20 protein-coding genes are annotated in these 21,846 nt (G+C 65.2%); 11 read left to right on the top strand and 9 right to left on the bottom strand.

Annotated elements, in window-relative coordinates; translation table 11 throughout:
• Positions 1-41 precede the first annotated feature (41 nt).
• The gene (locus tag ABZ677_RS14735; protein ID WP_358370476.1) at positions 42-983 is read left to right on the top strand and encodes a Ku protein; all 942 of its coding nucleotides are present in this window, start codon (positions 42-44) and stop codon (positions 981-983) included.
• Between the two features lie 21 nt (positions 984-1,004).
• On the opposite strand, the gene ABZ677_RS14730 is transcribed toward ABZ677_RS14735, so the two are convergent.
• The 7 genes from ABZ677_RS14730 to ABZ677_RS14700 are packed head-to-tail and all read right to left on the bottom strand — an operon-like array spanning position 1,005 to position 7,502.
• A complete protein-coding gene (locus ABZ677_RS14730) occupies positions 1,005-1,382 on the bottom strand; it encodes a metal-sulfur cluster assembly factor (protein WP_358370473.1) in 378 nt (125 codons plus the stop codon).
• Positions 1,379-1,876 (bottom strand): Fe-S cluster assembly sulfur transfer protein SufU, encoded by a 498-nt coding sequence (gene sufU, locus ABZ677_RS14725; RefSeq protein ID WP_037189362.1) that lies wholly within the window; start codon positions 1,874-1,876, stop codon positions 1,379-1,381. Before sufU ends, ABZ677_RS14730 begins: the two co-directional genes overlap by 4 nt.
• Positions 1,877-3,169, bottom strand: a complete 1,293-nt coding sequence (locus ABZ677_RS14720; protein ID WP_358370470.1) for a cysteine desulfurase — start codon at positions 3,167-3,169, stop codon at positions 1,877-1,879.
• A gap of 2 nt (positions 3,170-3,171) precedes the next feature.
• Positions 3,172-3,948, bottom strand: coding sequence for a Fe-S cluster assembly ATPase SufC (gene sufC, locus ABZ677_RS14715; protein WP_358370467.1), 777 nt, complete (start codon positions 3,946-3,948; stop codon positions 3,172-3,174).
• A gap of 39 nt (positions 3,949-3,987) precedes the next feature.
• Positions 3,988-5,178 carry a Fe-S cluster assembly protein SufD gene (gene sufD / locus ABZ677_RS14710; protein ID WP_358370630.1) on the bottom strand — a complete coding sequence of 397 codons (1,191 nt, stop codon included), beginning with the start codon at positions 5,176-5,178 and terminating at the stop codon, positions 3,988-3,990.
• 24 nt (positions 5,179-5,202) lie between these two features.
• A complete protein-coding gene (gene sufB, locus ABZ677_RS14705; RefSeq protein WP_032377835.1) occupies positions 5,203-6,648 on the bottom strand; it encodes a Fe-S cluster assembly protein SufB in 1,446 nt (481 codons plus the stop codon).
• Positions 6,645-7,502: a metalloregulator ArsR/SmtB family transcription factor gene (locus ABZ677_RS14700; protein ID WP_358370627.1), complete on the bottom strand. Its 858-nt coding sequence runs from the start codon at positions 7,500-7,502 to the stop codon at positions 6,645-6,647. Before ABZ677_RS14700 ends, sufB begins: the two co-directional genes overlap by 4 nt.
• Before the next feature lie 226 nt (positions 7,503-7,728).
• Here ABZ677_RS14700 and mptB point away from each other — a divergent pair, with 226 nt between their 5' ends.
• Genes mptB through ABZ677_RS14680 form a run of 4 tightly spaced genes read left to right on the top strand, consistent with a single transcriptional unit; the run spans position 7,729 to position 12,161 of the window.
• The gene (mptB, locus tag ABZ677_RS14695; RefSeq protein WP_094634589.1) at positions 7,729-9,381 is read left to right on the top strand and encodes a polyprenol phosphomannose-dependent alpha 1,6 mannosyltransferase MptB; all 1,653 of its coding nucleotides are present in this window, start codon (positions 7,729-7,731) and stop codon (positions 9,379-9,381) included.
• Entirely contained in the window at positions 9,378-10,322 is a 945-nt protein-coding gene (locus ABZ677_RS14690; RefSeq protein ID WP_032398020.1) for an ABC transporter ATP-binding protein, read from the top strand. Before mptB ends, ABZ677_RS14690 begins: the two co-directional genes overlap by 4 nt.
• Positions 10,319-11,119, top strand: coding sequence for an ABC transporter permease (locus ABZ677_RS14685; protein ID WP_358370464.1), 801 nt, complete (start codon positions 10,319-10,321; stop codon positions 11,117-11,119). The genes ABZ677_RS14690 and ABZ677_RS14685 overlap by 4 nt, the downstream gene beginning before the upstream one ends.
• Before the next feature lie 55 nt (positions 11,120-11,174).
• Positions 11,175-12,161 carry a heme A synthase gene (locus tag ABZ677_RS14680; RefSeq protein WP_358370461.1) on the top strand — a complete coding sequence of 329 codons (987 nt, stop codon included), beginning with the start codon at positions 11,175-11,177 and terminating at the stop codon, positions 12,159-12,161.
• 139 nt (positions 12,162-12,300) lie between these two features.
• On the opposite strand, the gene ABZ677_RS14675 is transcribed toward ABZ677_RS14680, so the two are convergent.
• On the bottom strand, positions 12,301-12,672 hold the full coding sequence (locus ABZ677_RS14675; RefSeq protein WP_037189371.1) for a hypothetical protein: 372 nt from the start codon (positions 12,670-12,672) through the stop codon (positions 12,301-12,303).
• A 136-nt stretch (positions 12,673-12,808) separates the two neighbouring features.
• Between ABZ677_RS14675 and ABZ677_RS14670 the strand changes: the two genes are divergently transcribed.
• The gene (locus tag ABZ677_RS14670; RefSeq protein ID WP_358370458.1) at positions 12,809-13,774 is read left to right on the top strand and encodes a quinone oxidoreductase; all 966 of its coding nucleotides are present in this window, start codon (positions 12,809-12,811) and stop codon (positions 13,772-13,774) included.
• Positions 13,775-13,798: 24 nt separating this feature from the next.
• Here ABZ677_RS14670 and ABZ677_RS14665 read toward each other — a convergent pair whose 3' ends face one another.
• Complete coding sequence (locus tag ABZ677_RS14665; protein ID WP_037189372.1) at positions 13,799-14,806, bottom strand: heme o synthase; 1,008 nt, start codon at positions 14,804-14,806, stop codon at positions 13,799-13,801.
• Between the two features lie 407 nt (positions 14,807-15,213).
• On the opposite strand from ABZ677_RS14665, the gene tkt reads away from it, so the two are divergent.
• From tkt to pgl, 5 genes are read left to right on the top strand one after another with little or no spacing between them, the layout of a single operon-like run.
• The gene (tkt, locus tag ABZ677_RS14660; protein WP_358370455.1) at positions 15,214-17,313 is read left to right on the top strand and encodes a transketolase; all 2,100 of its coding nucleotides are present in this window, start codon (positions 15,214-15,216) and stop codon (positions 17,311-17,313) included.
• Between the two features lie 3 nt (positions 17,314-17,316).
• Positions 17,317-18,441, top strand: a complete 1,125-nt coding sequence (tal, locus tag ABZ677_RS14655; RefSeq protein WP_358370452.1) for a transaldolase — start codon at positions 17,317-17,319, stop codon at positions 18,439-18,441.
• Positions 18,442-18,447: 6 nt separating this feature from the next.
• Positions 18,448-20,004 carry a glucose-6-phosphate dehydrogenase gene (gene zwf, locus ABZ677_RS14650; protein ID WP_037189374.1) on the top strand — a complete coding sequence of 519 codons (1,557 nt, stop codon included), beginning with the start codon at positions 18,448-18,450 and terminating at the stop codon, positions 20,002-20,004.
• On the top strand, positions 20,001-20,909 hold the full coding sequence (gene opcA / locus ABZ677_RS14645; protein ID WP_170946023.1) for a glucose-6-phosphate dehydrogenase assembly protein OpcA: 909 nt from the start codon (positions 20,001-20,003) through the stop codon (positions 20,907-20,909). Before zwf ends, opcA begins: the two co-directional genes overlap by 4 nt.
• Complete coding sequence (gene pgl, locus ABZ677_RS14640) at positions 20,902-21,648, top strand: 6-phosphogluconolactonase (protein ID WP_037189376.1); 747 nt, start codon at positions 20,902-20,904, stop codon at positions 21,646-21,648. The genes opcA and pgl overlap by 8 nt, the downstream gene beginning before the upstream one ends.
• The last annotated feature ends 198 nt before the right edge of the window (positions 21,649-21,846 follow it).

The following is a 21,846-nucleotide window of genomic DNA, read 5'->3' as shown; positions in this document are numbered from 1 at the left end:
AACGGTCGACACGCGGGCGCCCGGTCGGCGATCATGTACAGATGCGCAGCATTTGGAAGGGCTCGATCGCCTTCGGACTGGTCAATGTTCCGGTGAAGGTCTACTCGGCCACCGAGCAGCACGACATTCGGTTCCATCAGGTGCACGCGAAAGATGGTGGTCGCATCAAGTACGACCGCATCTGCCAGGAATGCGGTAAGTCGGTGCAGTTCGCCGACATCGACAAGGCGTACGACTCCCCCGACGGCGAACGCGTCATCCTCACCGACGACGACTTCGACAAGCTGCCTGCGGCGGAGAAACACGAAATTCCGGTTCTCGAATTCGTACCCACCGAGCAGATCGATCCGATCCTCTACGACAAGAGCTACTTCCTCGAACCGGACTCCGCGTCACCGAAGGCGTATGTCCTGCTGCGCGAGACTCTCGAAGAAACCGAGCGCACCGCGCTGGTGCATTTCACTCTGCGTCAGAAGACCCGTCTGGCCGCCCTCCGCGTGCGCGACGACGTGCTGGTGATCCAGACGTTGCTGTGGCCGGACGAAGTCAGGGCCGCGGAATTTCCTTCGCTCGTGGACGCGCCGTCCGCGCGTCCACAGGAAGTGAAGATGGCGACGTCCCTCGTGGAAAGCATGTCCTCGGAATTCGATCCGACCGAGTACACGGACGATTATCAGATCGAACTGCGCAAGCTGATCGACGAGACGCTCGCCAACGGCGGTGAGAAGGTCATCCACACCGAGACGGAGAAAGACGACGACGGCGAGGACGCCGAGGTGGTCGATCTCGTGGCGGCGTTGCAGCGGAGCGTGGAGGCGGCAGGCAAGAACGCGAAGTCCGGGTCCGCCTCGTCTGCTCCGGCGAAGAAGGCTCCCGCCAAGAAAGCTGCTGCGAAGAAAGCCCCGGCCAAGAAGGCTGCTGCGAAGAAGTCGACCCCCGCCAAGACCACCGACTCCAAAGCCGACGAAGCGAAGGGTGCGTGAGGGGGCCGACTCGTCAGTGGGTCAGACGGTGAAGCCGAGGGCCCTGAGCTGCTCGCGACCGTCGTCGGTGATCTTGTCCGGGCCCCACGGCGGCATCCACACCCAGTTGATCTTCAGGTCGGCGGCCAATCCGCTGCGTACGAGCGCACCGCGGGCCTGATCCTCGATGACGTCGGTCAACGGGCATGCCGCCGAGGTGAGCGTCATGTCGACCGTGACGACGTCGTCGGCGTCGATCTTGATGTCGTACACCAGCCCGAGGTCGACGACATTGATTCCGAGCTCGGGGTCGACGACGTCGCGCATCGCTTCTTCGAGGTCCTCGAGCACCTTGATCTCGTCGGCGGTCAGTTCCACCGGAGTGGTCACGGCTGGAGTCGTCTCTGTTGCTTCGGTCATGATTGCTGTCCTCCGGAAAGTGCCGACTGGGCGGTCCCGCCCGTCGTAGCTGTCGAATCTGCGTCCACTACTTGAACAACCGCGTCCTTGAAAGCCATCCAACCCAGCAATGCGCACTTCACGCGAGCCGGATACTTGGCCACACCGGCGAACGCAATGCCGTCGCCGATGACGTCCTCGTCACCCTCGACGGTACCTCTGCTGCCGACCATGTCGCTGAACGCGTCGACCGTCTTCAGCGCGTCGGCCACGCTCAGGCCGACGACCTGATCGGTGAGTACGGACGTCGCTGCCTGACTGATCGAGCAGCCCTGGCCGTCGTACGACACGTCTGCGACGGCACCGTCCTCGATCTGCACGCGCAGGGTGACCTCGTCGCCGCAGGTGGGGTTGACGTGGTGCACCTCCGCGCCGAAGGGCTCGCGCAGTCCGCGGCCGTGCGGGTGCTTGTAGTGATCGAGGATCACTTCCTGGTACATCTGTTCCATCCGCATCTACAGCTGCCCTCCCCCGCCGTGGTCGGTGGTTCCGAAGAACGATTGCGCGCGGCGAATGGCCTGTGCGAGAACCTGTACTTCCTCGACCGTGTTGTACAACGCGAACGAGGCGCGCGCTGTCGCAGCCACACCGAAGCGTCGATGCAGCGGCCACGCGCAGTGATGCCCGACGCGAATGGCGACGCCCTCGTCGTCCAGGATCTGTCCGAGGTCGTGGGCATGAATGCCGTCGACCACGAACGACACTGCCGAACCGCGGTCGACGTTCTCCGTCGGGCCGATAACGCGAACACCGTCGATCTTCGCGAACTCGGCGAGAGTTGCTGCGACCAAGGCCTTTTCGTGCGCGGCGATGACATCGATGCCGATGTTCTCCAGGTACCGCACAGCGGCACCGAGTCCGACGACCTGCGAGGTCATCGGAACCCCGGCCTCGAATCGCTGCGGAGGCGCGGCGAACGTCGTCTTCTCCATGGTGACGGTCTCGATCATCGAACCGCCGGTGATGAACGGAGGCATCGCCGCGAGGAGTGCGGCCTTGCCGTACAGCACGCCCACTCCCGAGGGACCGAGCATCTTGTGACCGGAGAACGCGGCGTAGTCGACATCGAGCGCGTGGAAATCGACCTTCATGTGCGGCACCGACTGGCATGCGTCGAGGACGACGAGCGCACCGACCGCCCTGGCCCGACGCACCAATTCCTCGACCGGAGCCACAGCACCGGTCACGTTGGACTGATGCGTGAACGCGAGAACCTTGACGGCAGAAGACAATTCGAGTGAATCGAGATCGATGCGTCCGTCGTCGGTCACGCCGTACCAGCGCAGGGTGGCACCGGTTCGAGCGGCAAGCTCCTGCCACGGAACGAGATTGGCGTGATGCTCGAGTTCGGTGACGACGATCTCGTCGCCGGGACCGAGATGGCGATCGAATCGCTGATCGGCAAGCACGTACGTCACGAGGTTGAGCGACTCGGTCGCGTTCTTGGTGAACACGATCTCGTCGACGTCCGCCCCGACGAACGACGCGATGGCGGCGCGAGCACCCTCGTAGGCATCGGTGGCCTCTTCGGCCAACTGATGCGCCCCGCGGTGGACGGCCGCGTTGCACGTGGTCAGAAACTCACGCTCGGCGTCGAGTACCTGCACGGGCCGCTGCGAGGTGGCACCGGAGTCCAGGTACACCAACGGCTTACCGTCTCGCACGGTGCGCGAGAGGATGGGGAAATCGCGGCGAACCGTGGCGACATCGAACGATGCCGCCACCGCCGCAGCTGCGGGTGCAGCCATACTCATGCTCCGGTGGTCGCGGCCTGCGTGTAGCCGGCGTATCCGTTGGCCTCGAGCTCGTCGGCCAGCTCTGCACCGCCGGACTTCACGATTTCGCCGTTGACGAAGACGTGGACGAAGTCGGGCTTGATGTAGCGCAGGATGCGGGTGTAGTGCGTGATCAGCAGCACTCCACCGTTTTCGCGCTCCTTGTACTTGTTGACACCCTCGGACACCACTCGCAGAGCGTCGACGTCGAGCCCGGAGTCGGTCTCGTCGAGGATGGCGATCTTGGGCTTGAGCAATCCGAGCTGAAGAATCTCGTGACGCTTCTTCTCGCCGCCGGAGAAGCCTTCGTTGACGTTGCGCTCGAGGAAGTTGGCCTCGATCTCGAGTTCGCTCATGGCGGTCTTGGCTTCCTTGACCCAGTGCCGCAGCTTGGGAGCCTCACCGCGCACAGCGGTGGCGGCGGTGCGCAGGAAGTTCGACATCGAGACGCCGGGCACCTCCACTGGGTACTGCATCGCCAGGAAGAGGCCGGCGCGGGCGCGCTCGTCGACGCTCATCTCGAGCACGTCTTCACCGTCGAGGGTGATGGTGCCGGAGGTGACGGTGTACTTCGGATGGCCTGCAATGGCGTACGACAAGGTGGACTTGCCGGAACCGTTGGGCCCCATGATCGCGTGCGTCTCGCCGGACTTCACGGTCAGATCGACACCCTTGAGGATGTTGATCGGCTCGGCGGACGAATCGGTGTTGGCGACGCTGACGTGCAGATCGCGGATTTCGAGTGTGGACATCACAGTTCCTTTGTGCAGTCGAGAAAGGTTCGGGTGGACCTACGCGCCGGCGACGGCGAGTTCGGTCTCGATGGCGGCGTCGAGACGCTCGCGTACGGCGGGGACCGGAATCTTGTCGATGATCTCGTGGAAGAACCCTCGGACGACGAGTCGACGAGCAACCTCCTCCGAGATGCCACGAGCGCGCAGGTAGAACAGCTGCTCGTCGTCGAAGCGGCCGGTGGCGCTGGCGTGGCCTGCTCCGACGATCTCGCCCGTCTCGATCTCGAGGTTCGGTACCGAATCGGCCCGCGCACCATCGGTGAGCACCAGGTTGCGGTTGAGCTCGTAGGTCTCGGTTCCCTCGGCCTCGGCTCGGATCAGAACATCTCCGATCCACACGGTGTGCGCGTCGACGGTTCCGGGTCCGGTTTCGCCCTGCAGCGCGCCCTTGTACATCACATTGGACTTGCAGTGCGGTGCCGAGTGGTCCACGAGCAGTCGCTGCTCTAGGTGCTGGCCGGCGTCGGCGAAGTAAACACCGAGCAGGTTCGCGTCGCCGCCGGGCGCGCTGTAGCGCACGGTCGGGCTGATGCGCACCAGATCGCCGCCGAGACTGACGTTGTAGTGCCGCAGCACGGCGTCGCGCCCGAGCATCGCGTGGTGCGCTGCGACGTGCACGGCGTCGGACTGCCAGTCCTGGATCAGTACGACGTGCAGTTGCGAGCTGTCACCGAGAACGAATTCGACGTTCTCGGCGTACGTGCCGCTGCCCCGCTGATCGATCACGACGGTGGCGCGAGCGAACGTGCCGAGTCTGATCTGCACATGGCCGTAGGCGACGTGGTCGACACCGGGACCGTCGACGGTGATCTCGATCGGATCGGCCACCTCGACCTCGTTCGGCACGGAGACGATCGTGGCCTCGGTGAACGCCGAGAATGCCTGAGCGGCTATACGATCGGCAGGAACACCGGCCTTGCCCAGTCGGTCGTCGTCACGGCCCACGGTCTCCACGACCACCGATTCCGGTGCACCGACGGTGACCTGAGCGGCCCCGTCGGCGACAGCGGAACCGTCGTGCAGGCCGCGCAGCCGACGCAGCGGCGTGAAACGCCACAGCTCGTCACGGCCGGACGGGATCTCGAACGCATTCACGTCGTAGGACGTGAACTGAGCGCCCTTGTTCTCGACGAGCTTCGACTTGTCTTCCTTGGCCGACTCTGGATTCTCGGATGCCACGGCACCCATGACTCCGGTGAGGGGGTTGTTCACTTATCCGACCGACCCTTCCATCTGCAGCTCGATGAGCCGGTTGAGCTCGAGCGCGTATTCCATCGGCAGTTCGCGAGCGATCGGCTCGACGAAGCCACGGACGACCATTGCCATGGCCTCGTCCTCGGTCATGCCACGGCTCATCAGGTAGAACAACTGATCGTCGCTGACCTTCGAGACGGTGGCCTCGTGGCCCATCGACACGTCGTCCTCGCGGATGTCGACGTACGGGTACGTGTCGGAACGACTGATCGTGTCGACGAGCAACGCGTCGCACTTGACCGTCGAACGCGAGCCGTGCGCACCCTTGTTGATCTGGATCAGACCGCGGTACGACGTCCGGCCACCGCCGCGAGCGACGGACTTGCTGACGATGTTCGAGGACGTGTGCGGTGCCAGGTGCAACATCTTCGAACCGGTGTCCTGGTGCTGGTCCGGGCCTGCGAACGCGACCGACAGAACCTCACCCTTGGCGTACTCACCGGTCATCCAGACAGCGGGGTACTTCATGGTGACCTTGGAGCCGATGTTGCCGTCGACCCACTCCATCGTTGCGCCTGCCTCGGCCTTGGCGCGCTTGGTGACGAGGTTGTAGACGTTGTTCGACCAGTTCTGGATGGTCGTGTAGCGGCAACGACCACCCTTCTTGACGATGATCTCGACCACGGCGGAGTGCAGCGAATCCGACTTGTAGATCGGCGCGGTGCAACCCTCGACGTAGTGCACGTATGCACCCTCGTCGACGATGATCAGCGTGCGCTCGAACTGGCCCATGTTCTCGGTGTTGATCCGGAAGTAGGCCTGCAGCGGGATGTCCACATGGACGCCCGGCGGGATGTAGATGAAGGATCCACCGGACCACACCGCGGTGTTCAGTGCGGAGAACTTGTTGTCGCCCGCGGGGATGACGGTGCCGAAGTACTCGCGGAACAGCTCCGGCTGCTCCTTCAGGGCGGTGTCGGTGTCGAGGAACAACACTCCCTGAGCCTCGAGGTCCTCACGGATCGAGTGGTAGACCACCTCGGACTCGTACTGGGCAGCGACACCGGAGACGAGGCGCTGCTTCTCCGCCTCGGGGATGCCGAGCTTGTCGTACGTGTTCTTGATGTCTTCCGGCAGGTCTTCCCACGTGGCAGCCTGCTTCTCGCTGGACCGCACGAAGTACTTGATGTTGTCGAAGTCGATGCCGTCGAGGTTGGAACCCCAGTTCGGCATCGGCTTGCGCTCGAACGTCTTGAGCGCCTTGAGGCGCGCCTCGAGCATCCACTCGGGCTCGCTCTTCTTCTGCGAGATGTCCCGGACGACGGCCTCGGAAAGACCGCGCTTGGCACTTTCACCGGCTACGTCCGAGTCGGCCCAGCCGTATCCGTAGGTGCCGAGCGAGGCGATGGTCTCGTCCTGGGTCAGCGGCGCGGTGGGTGTCACCTGGTCTGGTGTGACGGTCATGCGGGCTCCTTCCGGAGGCGTGGGCGTTCTCCGACGCGGGGCTGCGCGTCGGGAGTCTTCTTGTCGGAACTATCGGTGTTCGAGTACCGCGTCGGTGACAGCGGTACGTGCGTCGTGCATGCGCAATTGCCGTTGGCGATGGTCGCCAAACGCTGCACGTGCGTGCCGAGGATCTCGGCGAACGCGGTCTGCTCGGCCTCGCACAGCTCCGGAAACTCGGAGGCGACGTGCGACACCGGGCAGTGGTGCTGGCAGATCTGCACACCGTTGCCCACCTGACGGGTGGTGGCGGAGAAACCGGCCGCGCTGAACGCGTCGGCGATTCGGTCGGCGGCGTCCTCCACGGCATGCGCATCGGATCCCGTCGCCGGCTCCACGTCGGCCACGATGGTGTTGACGCGTTGCCGCGCGAACGTCTCGATGGCCGCGTCTCCACCGATCTTGCGCAGCTGCCGCATGGCGGCACCGGCGAGATCGTCGTAGGTGTGGCCGAGACGATTGCGTCCGGCTGCAGTCAGCTGGAAATGCTTCGCCGGTCGACCCCGGCCCCGTTGCTGGGCACCCGCAGGAGTGGTGATGCGGGCCTCGCCCGCGTCGATGAGTGCGTCGAGGTGACGTCGAACACCTGCCGCGCTCAATCCCAGTCGAGTACCGATGTCGGAGGCGGTGATGGGGCCCTCTTCGAGGAGCAGAGTGACCACAGCGCTCCGCGTCTGCCCCTCGGGGGCCGACGTGGGTCGCACCGACGAAACGCCTGCGCCGGTGGCCGACGACTCGACACTTCCCGGACGCACGAGCGAGCTCTCGGTTGTTTTCACAACACCAGTGTGACGGAATTGCAGTACCCGGTCCAGCAAGGGTGCCCTTTGCAGGTCGCTCACCCAGCACGGTGGCCGATGTCCAGGTGGTCCGGTGGAGCACGGTGCAGGCCGCGTGCGAGTGCCCCGCTACGCTCCCACTGTGCCATCGACCGACAGTGAGCCCAGTTCCGAGAGCTCACCTTCCGCGAGGGGTTCCGAGTCTCTCCCGGTGCCCGGCACCCCGAAGTCCGGTTCGGCTGCGCTCGTCCACAGGTTCGTCCTGACCCCCGCACGCCGAGTCATCGGCCTCGAGCCGACGCCCCCGGGCGGAGCAGTCGCCACCCTGCACGGAGACGAGCAGGAGGCGCCGGGTCTCAATCCCACGGAGACGAACCAGCTCAGGAACATCCGACGTTTCGGTGCCGCGGGCGCACTACTGATGGCGATCGGAGCACTCGGCGCAGGCGCGCAGCCGGTGCTGCAGAACCCGATCGCAGGCGTCCGACTCCTGAGCCTGCCGTCACGGATGGCAACCACCGCACTGACCGTCACGATGACCGGAACCGTCATCGTGGTGCTCGCGTGGTTGCTGTTGGGAAGATTCGCGTTGGGACGCACGCGATCGGGAACCACCCCACGTCGGCTCACTCGTTCCCAGATGGACCGCACGCTGCTGCTGTGGATCCTGCCGTTGAGTGTGGCACCGCCGATGTTCTCGCGCGATGTCTACTCGTACCTCGCCCAGAGCGAGATCACCGCACGCGGACTCGACCCGTACGAGGTCGGTCCGGTCGATGCACTCGGGGCCGACAACGTGCTGACCCGAACGGTTCCCAACATCTGGCGGGAGACCCCGGCACCCTACGGTCCGCTGTTCCTGTGGATGGGGCGTGGAATCACGTACTTGACCGGTGAGAACATCGTCGCCGGCATCTTCCTCCATCGCCTGCTTGCGCTGGTGGGCGTAGCGCTGATCGTCTGGTCGCTGCCACGTCTCGCCCGACGCTGTGGGGTCGCGTCGGTCACGGCACTGTGGCTCGGTGCCGCGAACCCGCTGCTGCTGTTCCACCTGGTCGCCGGTATCCACAACGAGGCCCTGATGATCGGGCTCATGTTGGCCGGTACCGAACTGGCCCTTCGCGCGATCGAGCGCGCGGGTCCCCTGCGCAGCACCGATATTGCATTCCTCGTCGGCGGTGCCGGCCTGATCGCGCTGTCGTCTGCGATCAAGATTCCCTCGCTCATCGCGCTCGGCTTCGTGGGGATGGCGCTGTCGAGGCGATGGGGCGGGACCCTCAGATCCGTGATGTACGCGGCACTGTTGCTCGGCTCGATCGCCGTCGTGGTCCAGGTCGCCGTGAGCCTGGGTAGCGGGCTGGGCTTCGGCTGGATCAACACTCTGGGGACCGCGGGAGTGGTGCGCAGCTGGATGTCGATTCCCACGATCCTCGGTCTCGGTACCGGATTCGTCGGTGTGCTTCTGGGTCTCGGCGACCACACCACCGCTGTGTTGGGTCTCACTCGCCCGATCGCTGCCGTCGTCGCGGGAATCATCGTCGTCCGCATGCTGATCGCCGTTCTGCGCGGCCGCCTGCATCCGGTCGGCGCACTCGGCGTCGCGCTCGGTGCCGTCGTCCTGTTGTTCCCGGTGGTGCAACCCTGGTACCTGCTATGGGCGGTGATTCCGCTGGCCGCGTGGGCCACGACTCCCTCGTTCCGGCGGCCTGCCATTGCCTTCTCGTCGTTGGTGAGCGTGATCCTCATGCCGAACGGCAGTGAGTACCAGCCGTTCCAGATCGTGCAGGCCGCAGTCATGACCATCCTGACGATCGCGTTGCTCTACCTGTTCACGCGAAACCGGATGCCGTGGCCCACCCGCACCGGACCACCGGCACGCGACCGCAACACCGACGAATACGCTGAGTCCTCGTGATCTCCGGGACGTCCGACGCGGCGCAACCTGTCGTACAACTGACCGACGTACGCAAGTCGTACGACGGTGTCAGTGCCGTCGACGGGTTGAGCCTGAACATCGGCCCCGGCGAGGTTCTCGCGCTGCTGGGCCCCAACGGTGCCGGAAAAACCACCACCGTCGAGATGTGCGAGGGATTCGTCGTACCCGACAGCGGCTCGGTCCGGGTCCTCGGCTTGGACCCCGTCGCACAATCGGCTCAGCTGCGGCCACGCATCGGCGTCATGCTCCAGGGCGGAGGCGCGTACCCCGGTTCCAAAGCCGGGGAGATGCTCCAACTCGTCGCCTCGTACTCGGCCGACCCACTCGATCCGGCATGGCTGCTCGACTGCCTCGGCCTGACCTCGGCCGTTCGCACCCCGTACCGGCGGCTCTCCGGTGGGCAGCAGCAGCGGCTGGCCCTGGCCTGCGCCATCGTCGGACGGCCCGAACTGGTGTTCCTCGACGAACCGACGGCCGGACTCGACGCCCAGGCCCGGTTGCTGGTGTGGGAGTTGATCGACGCCCTGCGCCGTGACGGTGTCGGAGTACTGCTCACGACGCATCTCATGGACGAGGCCGAGCAGCTCGCCGACCGGCTGACGATCATCGACAACGGCCGCGTCGTCGCCTCGGGTACACCGTCGGAACTGACCAAGCAGGGTGCCGAGGGCCAACTTCGCTTCACCGCACCCCCCGGACTCGAACTGTCCATGCTCGACGCGGCTCTTCCACCGGGTTACGTACCGTCGGAACCGACGCCCGGTTCGTATGTGGTCTCCGGCGTGATCGAGCCGCAGATTCTGGTGATCGTCACGTCCTGGTGTGCACAGCAGGACGTGTTGGCCACCGAGTTGCAGGTCGACCAGCGCCGCCTCGAGGACGTGTTCCTCGAGCTGACCGGCAGAGAGTTGAGGAAGTGACCGTGCGCAGAGAAGCCCGGCTCGCCGACAACCGATTCGAGACAGGTCTGTTCGCGCCTCGCCCGCAGCCCGCGTCGGCTGCGCACATGCTGCTCGCGCAGACCCGCCTCGAACTGAAGTTGTTGCTGCGCAACGGTGAACAATTGCTGCTGACGATGTTCATCCCGATCACATTGCTGGTCGGATTGACTCTGCTGCCCTTCGGCGAACTCGGTACCGATCGAGTTGCCCGAGTGGTCCCGGCCGTGATGATGGTGGCCATCATGTCGACGGCGTTCACCGGCCAGGCGATCGCCGTCGGCTTCGATCGCCGCTACGGCGCTCTCAAGAGGCTCGGGGCGACACCACTTCCACGGTGGGGCATCATCGGCGGCAAATCCGCCGCCGTGGTGATCGTGGTGATTCTGCAGTCGGTGCTGCTCGGCTCGATCGGTGTCGCTCTCGGATGGCGCCCGAGCGCGACGGGTCTGTTGCTCGGGGCCGTCATCATCGCTCTGGGAACCGTCACCTTCGCCTCGATGGGACTGCTGCTCGGCGGCACCCTGCGCGCCGAGATCGTGCTGGCGCTGGCGAACATCGCCTGGTTTGTGATGCTGGGGATCGGCAGTGCGGTGTTCGTGGACGACCAGATCCCCCAGGGACTGCAGAACGTCGCACGCATCGTTCCGTCCGGCGCGCTGGGCGAGGCACTGAGCAGAGGTGTGTCCTCGTCCTTCGACATCTTCGGCGTGGTCGTACTGCTGGCGTGGGCAGCGGTGTGCAGCACTCTCGCCGTCCGCACGTTCAAGTTCACCTGAGCGACGCTCGCTACCCAACGACGCTGTGTAGTTGATCGGCGTTTACCATCGTGGGGTGCTGTACAGAGCGTTCTTGCGCGTCGTCGACCTCCTGCCCTTGCCCTCGCTTCGAGTGCAGCGGGTACTGGCATTCATCGCGATCCTGACGCAGGGTGGCATCGCGGTCACCGGCGCCGTCGTTCGCGTCACCGGGTCGGGTCTCGGTTGCCCCACGTGGCCGCAATGCTTCCCCGGTAGCTTCACTCCCGTCGGCGTGTCCGAGGTACCGATACTGCATCAGGCTGTCGAGTTCGGCAATCGCCTGCTCACGTTCGTGGTCGTCCTCGCTGCCGCCGCGGTCGTCATCGCCGTCACCAGGGCGCGGCGACGTCGCGAAGTGCTGTTCTTCGCCTGGCTGATGCCACTCGGTACCGTCGTGCAGGCCGTCATCGGCGGATTCACGGTGCTGACCGGACTGCTGTGGTGGACGGTCGCCGTTCACCTCGTCGTGTCGATGGCGATGGTCTGGCTGGCCACCCTGCTGTACGCCAAGGTGGGCGAGAGCGATGCGCCGTCGGGGTCGACGCCCACGGTGCCCGGCGCATTGCGCGCGCTGACGGGATTGTCCGGGATCGCACTGACGGGCGTGCTGATCGCGGGCACCATGGTGACCGGGGCCGGCCCGCATGCAGGCGACAAGAGCATCGAAGAACCGGTGCCGCGCCTCGGTATCGAGATCGTGACGCTGGTCCACGCGCACTCTCAGTTCCTGGTCGGCTACCTGGCCCTGCTCGTCGGATTGGCGTTCGCCCTGTACGCGGTGCGTGCACCGAAGGCGGTCACGTTTCGACTCAACATCCTGATCGCCCTGGTACTCGCACAGTCCCTGATCGGACTCGTTCAGTACTTCACCGGCGTTCCGGCCGTACTCGTCGCCTTCCACGTGGCCGGTGCGGGCGCGTGTACCGCCGCCACCGCGGCTGTCTGGGCGGCCTGCCGAACCCGCGGCCCGGCCGCAACCCAGGAGATGGAGACCACCGAGGACGTCGCAGTTCGCTCGTGACGACCTGTCCGGCTTCGAACAGGGTGGAGGGGCAGCCGACCTCCCCCTCAGATGGCCGACTGCCCCTCCACTGACTTCGACGCACCGGGTGCCGAGATGGTTCCCGCCGAATCGAACAAGTTTTGCGACTGTTCTCCGCTCAGACGATCGCCTGGTTGCGCGCCTTCGGGAACTTCTTCTGGTTGGCCACCCACCCGGCCATCTTCTCGTGGTGTCCGGGTGCCGGATTGACCGAACTGACCAGCTCACGGTCCCATTCGGCCTCGGTCAACTGGTCCAGACCGTCGACGATCGCGCGGGCGATGGCGGTCGTCGCGACCACCTGGTCCCCCAGCACGCCGTCCGCGCCGACCATGGTGAGCCGAGTCCCGGCCCGACCGATCGGCTGAATCACCACATTGGCAGAGTTGCCGTGGTCGGCGAGAAAGCTCTTCACTGCCGCGAGCGTTCCCTTCGGAACCTCGTTCGACTCGTTCTTCTCGATGCCCGCACTGTCGATTTCGGTAGCCATGCCGACACGATACCGAGGTCGATCGCGATGCCCGCATCCACCCGTCGCGTCGTTACTGATCGGTAACTTCGGCCACGTGAGAGAACGGACCCGATCCGAGCACGCGGGTGCGATGCACCCGTGTAGAACGGTGTTCATGCGTGCCATTCGAATAGACAACACCGGCGGACCCGAGGTCATGAACGTCGTCGACATTCCGATACCGACTCCAGGACCCGGGCAACTGCTCGTCCGGATCGACGCCATCGGCATCAACTACATCGACACGTACTTTCGGCGCGGACTGTATCCGCGCGCGCTGCCGTACGTTCCGGGCGACGAGGGATCAGGGGTGATCGAACAGGTCGGAGCGGACGTCACCGAATTTGCACCGGGACATCGCGTCGCCTGGGCTGCAGCACCGGGTAGCTACGCCGAACACGTCCTGGTCGACGCCTCCTCGGCCATCGCGGTTCCCGACGGCGTACCTGCCGATCAGGCTGCATCGGCGCTGCTCCAAGGTATGACGGCGCACTACCTGATCGAGTCCACCTATCCCGCTCAGCGGGGCGACACCGTGCTGGTACATGCAGGCGCTGGTGGCGTCGGACTGTTGTTGACGCAGATGGCGGTGGCGAAGGGCGTGAACGTGATCACCACGGTCTCCACGGATGCCAAGGCCGAGCGGTCGACGCAGGCCGGTGCAGCCCACGTGTTGCGATACGAGGAAGACATCGCCGCGCGCGTGCGTGAGATCACCGACGGCGAGGGTGTGCATGCGGTGTACGACGGCGTCGGTGCCGACACGTTCGAGGCAAGTCTCGCGTCGCTTCGGATCAGAGGGACTCTGGCTCTGTTCGGTGCCGCGAGCGGTCCGGTCCCGCCCATGGATCCGCAGCGTCTGAACGGCGCAGGATCACTGTTCCTGACCCGACCCACGCTCGCCCATCACATCCGAGACCGCGCCGAACTGGAATGGCGCGCCGGAGACGTGTTCGATGCGATGTCGAGTGGTGCTCTGACGGTAGAGATCGGCGCGCGATACGCGCTCGAGGACGCAGCCACCGCACATACCGATCTGGAGTCACGCAGGACTACCGGGTCGATCGTGCTCGTTCCCTGACCGATACGTCGGGTGGACGCTCGTTCAGGAGAGCAGCTGGGCGAGCGTCTGCCAGCCGACAACGGAGTCGACCGCCAGGCCGCAGAACACCAGGGCCAGGTATTCGTTGGAAAGAATGAACAACTTGAGCGGCTTGACCGGTGTTCCCGCTCGCACGCCTGCGTAGAGACGGTGGGCCACGACGAGGAACCACACTCCCGAGGCCACGGCGACGGCTGCGTAGATGATGCCCGAGCCCGGCGCCAATGCGAGCGTTGCAGCAACGGTGGCCCACGCGTAGAGCACGATGTGCTTGGTGACCTTCGTTTCCGAGGCGACAGCAGGCAGCATCGGCACGTTGGCCGCCTGGTAGTCCTCCTTGTATCGGAGCATGAGCGCCCAGGTGTGCGGCGGCGTCCACAGGAAGATCACCAGGAACATCACCAGTGCCTGCCACCCGATCGTGCCGGTCACGGCGGACCAACCGATCATCACCGGCATACATCCGGCCGCGCCACCCCACACCACGTTCTGGGATGTGCGCCTCTTGAGCACGAGTGTGTAGACGAAGATGTAGAAGCAGATCGTCACGACGGCGAGCACACCGCTGAGCAGATTGGTGGTGGCCCACAGCCAGAAGAACGAGAACACACCCAGGACGAGACCGAAGATCAGGGCGTGCGAGACGGGCATGGCACCGCGGGCGAGCGGACGCTTCTCGGTGCGCTTCATCACCTTGTCGATGTCTGCGTCGACCACCATGTTCAACGTGTTGGCGCTGGCCGCGGCCAGCATTCCACCGAAGAGCGTGGTGAGGATCAGCCACGGATCGACGTTTCCTCGGTCGGCCAGAAGCATCGCCGGAATGGTCGTGACGAGAAGGAGTTCGATGACCCGGGGCTTCGTGAGCGCGACGTACGCAAGTAGGAGTGCGAGCGCTCTGCGCGGGGCGGACGTCTCCGGCTCGGCCTGCGTGGGCTCACCCTTGTCGTCTGCTCCGAATCCGGGGCCGCCGGCGAAACCGTGTCCGCCCGGCTGCTGCCCAATTCGCACTGCGTCTCCTCGCACGACTGTCGTTCTCTGGCGCTCGGCCACTTGCTCGCATGCCTCCGGCACGCGTTGACTCTCCACGGCGACACTTCGGCACCTGGGCGCACGAAGTCATCCTCATCCACCACCGCGGAAGCCGACGAACGTGCGCCTACTACGACCGATGGTAGACGGCTGGGTTTGCACCTCCAATTCGCAGGGCACCCAAAGTGAGGAATATGTCGCCTACGAGTAACCCGTGCGCAATCGCCCGGGGGAAGGCACGACAGTAGGGTCGGACAGAACTAGGCTGGTGAAGGACGTCCTTCGGCACCGACTGCGTGCGTGCTCCACCCAGGCGCATCGCAGTGGCCGCCGAGCGACGATTCCTCGGAGCCACAACTCGAACGAATGTCAGGAGATTTCTGCTCGTGTCGATCACAGACGATATTGACGTCCTCACCACGGCGCACCACCCGAGCGACTGGACGGACCTGGACACCCGAGCGGTCGACACCGTTCGTGTTCTGGCAGCGGACGCAGTGCAGAAGGTCGGCAACGGCCACCCCGGAACCGCGATGAGCCTGGCTCCCCTCGCCTACACCCTCTTTCAGCGCACCATGCGCCACGATCCCACCGACACGCACTGGATCGGCCGCGACCGGTTCGTGCTCTCGTGCGGGCACTCGAGCCTGACCCTCTACCTGCAGCTCTACTTGGGCGGCTTCGGACTCGAGCTCGCCGACATCGAGGCACTGCGCACCTACAAGTCGAAGACTCCCGGACACCCGGAGTTCCGTCACACCGACGGCGTCGAGATCACCACCGGACCGCTCGGCCAGGGACTCGCGTCCGCGGTGGGAATGGCCATGGCGGCCCGCCGCGAGCGTGGCCTGTTCGATCCCGAGCCCGCTCTCGGTGAGAGTCCGTTCGACCACTTCATCTACGTGATCGCCTCCGACGGAGACATCGAAGAAGGCGTCACGTCCGAGGCGTCGTCGCTGGCCGGTACTCAGCAGCTCGGCAACCTGATCCTGTTCTACGACGACAACAAGATCTCGATCGAGCACTCCACCGACATCGCCCTCTCCGAGAACACGGCCGCGCGCTACGAGGCCTACGGCTGGCACGTCCAGGTGGTCGAGGGCGGCGAGAACGTCACCGCGATCGAAGAGGCCGTCGAGGCTGCCAAGGCCGTCACCGACAAGCCGTCGATCATCGTGCTGCGCACCATCATCGGTTTCCCGGCCCCCACGATGATGAACACCGGTGCAGTCCACGGTGCCGCACTGGGCGACGAGGAGATCGCCAAGGTCAAGCAGGCACTCGATTTCGACCCCGCCAAGACGTTCGAGGTCACCGACGAGGTCATCGGCCACACCCGAAAGCTGCAGGAACGCGGCCGCAAGGCCCACGCCGACTGGACCGTCGAATTCGACGCCTGGGCCGCGCGCGAGCCCGAGCGCAAGAAGCTGCTGGACCGCCTCACCCAGGGCACGTTGCCCGAGAACTGGACCGACGTTCTGCCCACCTGGGAGCCCGGCAGCAAGGCCGTCGCGACACGTGCGGCGTCGGGCGAGGTCCTCAACGCAGTCGGACCTGTCCTCCCGGAGCTGTGGGGCGGCTCGGCCGACCTGGCCGGCAGCAACAACACGACGATCAAGGGCGCGAAGTCCTTCGGCCCCACGTCCATCTCCACCGACGACTGGGACGCCGAGCCGTACGGCCGCACGCTGCACTTCGGCATCCGTGAGCACGCGATGGGTGCCATCCTCTCCGGCATCGTCATGCACGGCCCGACCCGCGCATACGGCGGAACGTTCATGCAGTTCAGCGACTACATGCGGCCGGCAGTTCGGCTCGCGTCGTTGATGGACATCGACCCCATCTACGTGTGGACACACGATTCCATCGGCCTCGGCGAGGACGGCCCGACGCACCAGCCGGTCGAGCACCTCGCCGCGCTGCGGGCCATCCCCAACCTCTCGGTGGTACGCCCCGGTGACGCCAACGAGACCGCATTCGCATGGCAGGCAGTGCTGGCCAAGTCCAGCAGCAGCGGACCCGTCGGCCTCGCGCTGACGCGTCAGGGCATCCCGATTCTCGAGGGCACCAGCTTCGAGGGCGTCTCCAAGGGCGGATACATCCTCGCCGAGTCGTCCAAGGCGACCCCGGACGTCGTGCTGATCGGGACCGGTTCGGAGCTGCAGTACGCCGTGGAAGCGCAGAAGCAGCTCGAGGCGCAGGGCATCGCCGCCCGCGTCGTCTCGATGCCGTGCGTCGAATGGTTCGAGAGCCAGGACCAGAACTACCGCGACCAGGTGATCCCGCCCACCGTCAAGGCCCGGGTGTCGATCGAAGCCGGTATCGCTATGCCGTGGTGGAAGATCGTCGGCGGCTTCGGCGAGATCATCTCGCTCGAGCACTATGGCGAATCTGCCGATGCTGCAACACTTTTCCGCGAGTTCGGCTTCACGGCCGAGGCCGTCACCGCAGCCGCACAGCGCTCCATCACCAATGTGAAGGGATAATCCATGACCCAGAACAAGAATCTCGCAGAGCTCTCCGCCGCCGGAATCTCGGTATGGCTGGACGACCTGTCCCGTGACCGCATCCGCTCGGGCAACCTGAAGGACCTGATCGACACCAAGAGTGTCGTCGGAGTCACCACCAACCCGTCGATCTTCCAGGCAGCCCTGAGCTCGGGCGAGGCATACGACGAGCAGGTGACCAAGCTCGCCGGTGAAGGTGCCGACGTCGAGACCACGATCCGTACGGTCACCACGGACGACGTCCGTGAGGCCTGCGACATCCTGATGCCTCAGTACGAGGCCAGTGCAGGCGTGGACGGACGGGTCTCGATCGAGGTCGATCCCCGCATGGCCCACGACGCAGACAAGACCTACGAGCAGGCCGTCGAACTGTGGAAGATCGTCGACCGCCCGAACCTGCTCATCAAGATTCCGGCCACCGAGGCCGGAATTCCCGCAATCGCCAAGGTGATCAGTGAGGGCATCAGCGTCAACGTCACGCTGATCTTCTCCGTCGAGCGCTACGAACTGGTGATGAACGCGTACCTCGAGGGGCTCGAGAAGGCCCGCGCGGCCGGTCACGACCTCGACAAGATCCACTCGGTCGCGTCGTTCTTCGTCTCCCGCGTGGACAGCGAGATCGATTCCCGGCTCGATGCGATCGGCACCCCCGACGCCGAGGCGCTCAAGGGCAAGGCCGCGCTGGCCAATGCTCGGCTCGCATACGTGGCGTACCAGCAGATCTTCGAGGTCGCTCCTCGGTTCCGCGAGCTCGTCGGCAGTGGCGCGCGCGCTCAGCGGCCGCTGTGGGCGTCGACCGGCGTCAAGTCCGACGCCTACCCGGACACCATGTACGTCACCGAGCTCGTCTCGCCCAACACCGTGAACACGATGCCCGAGAAGACCATGGACGCGGTTGCCGATCACGGCGAGATCGTCGGCGACACCGTCTCGGGCAAGGGACCGGAATCGCAGGAGATCTTCGACCGCATCTCGGCGCTCGGTATCGACATCACCGATGTCTTCGTGACGTTGGAGAACGAAGGCGTCCAGAAGTTCGAGGCCGCCTGGAACGAGTTGCTCGAGGCCACCGGCGAGCAGCTTCGCCAAGCAGGTCAGAAGAGCTGACCGACTGTGCCCACCGCAGAAACCGAACCTCTCCATTCCGCGGACTGGCTCAACCCTCTCCGCGACGCGCGGGACAAGCGGCTCCCCCGCATCGCGGGCCCGTGCAGCATGGTCATCTTCGGAGTGACCGGAGATCTCGCGCGTAAGAAGCTCATGCCTGCGGTGTACGACCTGGCGAACCGGGGGCTTCTACCCCCCGGTTTCGCCCTGGTCGGATTTGCCCGGCGGGAATGGCAGAACCAGGACTTCGCCAAGATCGTGCACGACTCCGTGCGCGATCACGCGCGAACACCGTTCAGTGAGGAGGTGTGGAACACCCTCGCCGAGGGATTCCGGTTCGTCCAGGGCTCCTTCGACGACGACGAGGCGTTCGACGAGCTGTCACGAACACTGACCGAGCTCGACGAGACCCGCGGCACCGGCGGTAATCACGCCTTCTATCTGTCCATCCCGCCCAGCGCGTTCCCCGTGGTCCTCGAGCAGTTGTCGCGCTCGGGCCTGGCGCAGAGCAAGGACGGCAATTGGCGACGCGTGGTCATCGAGAAGCCGTTCGGACACGACCTGCAGAGCGCGAAAGAGCTCAACGCTGTCGTGAACCGAGTGTTCCCCGAGGACACCGTGTTTCGCATCGACCACTACCTCGGCAAGGAGACGGTGCAGAACATCCTGGCACTGCGCTTCGCCAACCAGCTGTTCGATCCGATCTGGAATGCGCACTACGTCGACCACGTTCAGATCACGATGGCCGAGGACATCGGATTGGGCGGTCGCGCCGGGTACTACGACGGAATCGGCGCCGCCCGTGACGTCATCCAGAACCACCTTCTGCAGCTTCTCGCCATCACTGCGATGGAGGAGCCGGTCAGCTTCAACCCCAAGGAGTTGCAGTCGGAGAAGATCAAGGTGCTCTCGGCAACCAAACTTGCCGAGCCACTCGATCGCACCTCGGCGCGCGGTCAGTACTCCGCGGGGTGGCAGGGCAGTCAGAAAGTGAAGGGGCTCAAGGAGGAAGAGGGATTCGACTCCGAGTCGAACACCGAAACCTACGCCGCCATCACTCTGGAGGTGGATACGCGGCGCTGGGGTGGGGTGCCGTTCTATCTCCGCACCGGCAAGGCACTCGGGCGTCGAGTTACCGAGATCGCGATGGTGTTCAAGCGCGCTCCGCACCTGCCGTTCGACGCGACGATGACCGAAGAACTCGGTCAGAATGCTTTGGTGATCCGAGTCCAGCCCGACGAGGGCGTGACGATGCGCTTCGGCTCCAAGGTGCCGGGATCGAGCATGCAGGTGCGCGACGTCAGCATGGACTTCAGCTACGGCCAGGCGTTCACCGAGTCATCTCCCGAGGCATACGAGCGCCTCATCCTCGATGTGCTGCTCGGCGAGCCGTCGCTGTTCCCGGTCAATGCCGAAGTGGAACTGTCGTGGAAGATCTTGGATCCGATTCTGGAATTCTGGGCTTCCGGCGGCACCGCGGAACCGTACGAAGCCGGTACCTGGGGGCCTTCCTCGGGTGACGAGATGATGCACCGCACCGGACGCGAATGGAGAAGGCCGTGATTGTCGACATCCCCGCCACGACGACGGCCGAGGTCGGCAAGAAGTTGGTGGAGGTGCGTGAAGCAGGCGGTGCGGTGACCATCGGTCGGGTGCTGACGCTCATCGTCGCCAGCCGTGATCCGGCCAAAGCCGAACGCGCGATCGACGCAGCCAACGAAGCGAGCCGTGAGCATCCGTGCCGCGTCATCGTGCTCATCCACGGAGACCGATCCGCCGAGTCGAGCCTCGACGCACAGATCCGGGTGGGCGGCGACGCCGGAGCGTCGGAGGTCGTGGTGCTGCGCTTGAACGGCGAACTCGCCGATCACGAGCACAGTGTGGTCATCCCGTTCCTGCTGCCCGATACCCCGATCGTGGCGTGGTGGCCGGACGAGGCACCGACCGTTCCGGCGAAGGATCCGCTGGGGCGCTTGGCAATTCGGCGGATCACCGATGCCACCAACTCCCCCGACACCACCGCAACGATCAAGGGTCGGCTCAGCAGCTACACCGAGGGCGACACCGATCTTTCCTGGAGTCGCATCACCTACTGGCGCGGTCTGTTGGCCACCGCACTCGACCAGGCTCCGTTCGAGGCTGTCGTCTCGGCCACGGTGTCGGGACTGGCCGAGGAGCCCGCACTCGACATCCTGGCCGGTTGGTTGGCCGCCAAACTGGACGTTCCGGTCCACCGCCGTGCGGGTGAGCTCAAGGTGGAGCTGATCAGAGAGAACAGCAGCATTTCGCTGACGCGACCGCAGACCGGCAAGACCGCGACCCTTCGGCGCACCGGTCAACCCGACGCCGAAGTCGCACTGGCGCGTCGCAACACGCGAGAGTGCCTCGCCGAGGAACTGCGCAGACTCGACACGGACGAGATCTACGAACTCGCCCTGCACGGACTGTCGAAAGTGAGCTATGAGTAAGACAACGGTACTTCAGTACCTGGACGCACAGGCCCTGGTCGACGCCGCACGATCTCGCTTCGTCGACGTGGTCACGGCCGCACAGGCCCAGCGAGGCTTCGCATCGGTGGTGTTGACCGGTGGTGGCACCGGGATCGCGCTGCTGGAGGCGCTGCGCGCGGACTCCGGCGCGATCGACTGGGGCAAGGTCGACATCTACTTCGGCGACGAGCGCTTCCTGCCCTCGGGCGATCCGGAACGCAACGAGGTACAGGCCTCGGAGGCCTTGCTCGATCACGTCGATGTCCATCCCGACCGAGTGTTCCGGATGGCCGCATCCGACGGACCGCACGGAAGCGACCCCGAGGTGGCCGCGGCAACGTATGCGCAGATCCTGCATTCCGGATCGGAGGGTGGCCCGACGCCCCAATTCGACGTCCATCTCCTCGGAATGGGCGGTGAGGGCCACATCAATTCACTCTTCCCCCACACCGATGCAGTGCGCGAACAGCACCGCTTCGTCGTGGCGGTCGAGGACTCCCCCAAGCCCCCGCCGGTGCGCATCACACTGACGCTGCCGGCTGTTCGCCGCGCACAGCACGTGTGGTTGCTCGTCTCGGGAGCGAACAAGGCCGACGCCGTCGCGGCCGCGGTGGGCGGGGCCGATTCCGACGAGGTCCCGTCGGCCGGCGCGCTGGGCACCGAATCCACGGTCTGGTTCCTCGATGCCGGTGCAGCGTCCAAGCTGGACACCGTGTGATCTCACCCGACTAGTCGGGTTCGGCAGCGTCGGGGTCACATTCCGGCCGCTCGCAGTCGTAGTCGCCGATGCACCGGGCTCGTCCTGTCCTCGAGCGACCGATCCGCCTACCGTTCGCGCGGTAGGCGGATCCGTCTCTCCAGGTGTCCGTCGTTCTGCAGCACTGCCTCATACCTCGTTGGACGCGACCCGCCGCCG

It is taken from the genome of Rhodococcus sp. NPDC006774, assembly GCF_040636045.1.
GTDB lineage: Bacteria > Actinomycetota > Actinomycetes > Mycobacteriales > Mycobacteriaceae > Rhodococcoides.
The sequence above is the reverse complement of the archived record's forward strand: the minus strand, read 5'-3'. Positions and strand labels throughout refer to the sequence as shown.